The sequence below is a fragment of the Thiolapillus sp. genome (assembly GCF_048562965.1).
In the GTDB taxonomy this organism is placed as follows: domain Bacteria; phylum Pseudomonadota; class Gammaproteobacteria; order Chromatiales; family Chromatiaceae; genus Thiolapillus; species Thiolapillus brandeum_A.
The window spans coordinates 1-1423 of record NZ_JBHNMF010000761.1 but is presented as its reverse complement, the minus strand read 5'-3'; the positions used below and the strand labels follow the sequence as shown (position 1 = coordinate 1423).

2 protein-coding genes are annotated in these 1423 nt (G+C 57.2%); both read right to left on the bottom strand.

What is annotated here, in order from left to right; all coding sequences use genetic code 11:
* Positions 1-114 precede the first annotated feature (114 nt).
* Positions 115-756: a ligand-binding sensor domain-containing protein gene (locus ACOCD2_RS19875; protein ID WP_294031432.1), complete on the bottom strand. Its 642-nt coding sequence runs from the start codon at positions 754-756 to the stop codon at positions 115-117.
* 138 nt (positions 757-894) lie between these two features.
* A complete protein-coding gene (locus ACOCD2_RS19870) occupies positions 895-1248 on the bottom strand; it encodes a hypothetical protein (RefSeq protein ID WP_293650190.1) in 354 nt (117 codons plus the stop codon).
* Positions 1249-1423 lie beyond the last annotated feature (175 nt).

The following is a 1423-nucleotide window of genomic DNA, read 5'->3' as shown; positions in this document are numbered from 1 at the left end:
GCCTATTGCCGCATCTCCAGTTACCTGCAGACCATGGCAAATCAGGGATACAATCCGCTGGTCGCCATTCAAATGGCCTTTTCGGGACAGCTCTATGCTGATAGGGGTGAGTAGTTACGTTTCGGCATCAAAGCGATCCACACCACTGCCGTCCATGCCGATCCAGTAATTCCCCTTGCTGTCCTGAATGATGGTTCTGACCCGGTTGCCGCCAAGGCTGTCGGGGTTGCCATCCTCATGCTGATAGCGGACGAAGCCGTTCTTTTCCGGATCATGACGATTCAAACCACCGCCGTCCGTACCTACCCACAGATCGCCTCCGCGGTCTACCAGCAATGCCCACACCCAGTCGGAAGACAGGGAAGCGGCATCGAACGGATCATGCTCGAAGACAGCCATCTCATTGCCATCGAAACGGTTGAGTCCTTCCTGTGTGCCTATCCAGATATAGCCCCGCCTGTCCTGGGCGATGGCATTGACCGAGTTCTGAGACAGACCCTCACGCTGTGAAATACGGGAAAACTGCAGGTTGCGCGGTTCCAGGGAAGATGCTGCCGGATCTTGCTGCACCGTGCTTGCGCCCGCATCGGATACGGTGCCGAGAAGCAGAAGGCAAAGCATGAACAAAGACATGATGAACCCGGTGCCTGACCTGACCGGTCGCACACCCGGACATTCACACGCCGCCCCGAGCCGGTGAACCCGGCGAAAACATTCCTTTTCTGCCTGAAAACCGTTCATATCAAAATTGAGCACGCGGCCGGTTGCGGTGGTTACAGTCCCTTTGTCTTTGGTACCCATTGTACTGCCGGACAGCAAAAACAACCGGTAAAACAGCACAGTTTGCCCAGGCTGCAGCTGGCGCAGCTTCTTTGCAACCTGACAGGAAACCGTTCATACCGCTTCCTGCTGATATGAAGCCGTCCAGCGCCGGTAGGTGAGAACGGTTATTCCCATGAGCGCTGCCCCCAGGGAAGCATTCTGCGGCACCAGTGTCATCACTTCGTCCAGCAGCAGACCACGGACTTCATCAAACAGTTTTTTCTGTTTCGGCGCATCCCGGTTTTCGGTGACCAGCCGGGAAAGAATGTCCGGCACTGCGTTCCATTCCGTATTGCGCATCGTCAGCCCTGCCTCCTGTTCCCGCTTCACCTTCTCCAGGCGGCGGCGGTAGGTGGTCTCTGGCATGCCCAGTACAGAAGAGGCACGCCGCGCAACATTCCCGGACACTTCACCGGCAGCCAGCACCAGGTCGTCTTCCAGCCATTTACCCAGCGGTACCGGTACGCCGCCCCCTTCCTAACCCGCATCGCTCACCGATCCCCTGGTTCCGGCGTTTTTGGGCGCCGGGACGTGACCAAGATAGCCCGATAGCCCATTTCTCGTGCCAAGGTACTCGCCAAGAGAAGAGATTCTCGTGTTT